At 36.4% G+C, this 708-nt stretch carries 2 pseudogenes; both read left to right on the plus strand.

Features of this window, described 5'->3' with window-relative positions:
- A pseudogene (locus BFP75_RS22260) lies at positions 1-130 on the plus strand (IS256 family transposase); the annotation flags it as partial.
- 47 nt (positions 131-177) lie between these two features.
- Positions 178-417 (plus strand): annotated as a pseudogene (locus BFP75_RS03405) (tyrosine-type recombinase/integrase); the annotation flags it as partial.
- Between the last annotated feature and the right edge of the window lie 291 nt (positions 418-708).

Consider the following 708-nt stretch of genomic DNA (forward strand, 5'->3'; position numbering starts at 1 on the left):
CGATGCGGTGATGAAATCCGTATATTTGGCAACAAGGGAGGCCACCAAGAAGTGGTCCATGCCCATCAGGAACTGGGGCATAATTTTAAACCAGTTCCTTACAATCTATGAAAAAAGGGTCAGACTTTAGATAAAAGTCCAACCCTCGTTATTTTTAACTTACACACTTGGTGGGATAGTGTCACCAAAAAATTTAACGATAACTTAAAATCCATTGCCAAAAAAGCAAAAATAGACAAGAAGATTACAATGCACATTGCCAGACATACTTTTGGCAATATTGCCGGTGATTCTATTCATCCTTTAATGTTACAAAAACTATATAGGCATAGTGACTTGAAAACTACACTGAATTATCAGGCAAATTTTATCCATAAAGAAGCAGATGATGCTTTAGATAGCGTTGTTAACTTTTGAATTGTCCTACAGCAAACTGTACCTCTTAAGGTGTACTATACTTCAATTGAACCTATAAGTTTCTGATTAAAACATCTAACCAACATTTGATATAATTCGGGATGTTTCGGGACTATCTCATAAAGTGTGTAAATAAAAAAATAGCGGGGGCATGCCCCCGCTATTTTTTTAACTTTAAATTTTCACACCATTATGAAGAACGAGGAATTATTCGACGACAATTTTTTTAAACAGTTCAAGACCGGTGACGAGCTCAACGGTTTTTTGAAGGCACTCCAAAAACGCGGCATC

The organism is Maribacter sp. 4G9, assembly GCF_002742265.1.
Classification (GTDB): Bacteria; Bacteroidota; Bacteroidia; order Flavobacteriales; family Flavobacteriaceae; genus Maribacter.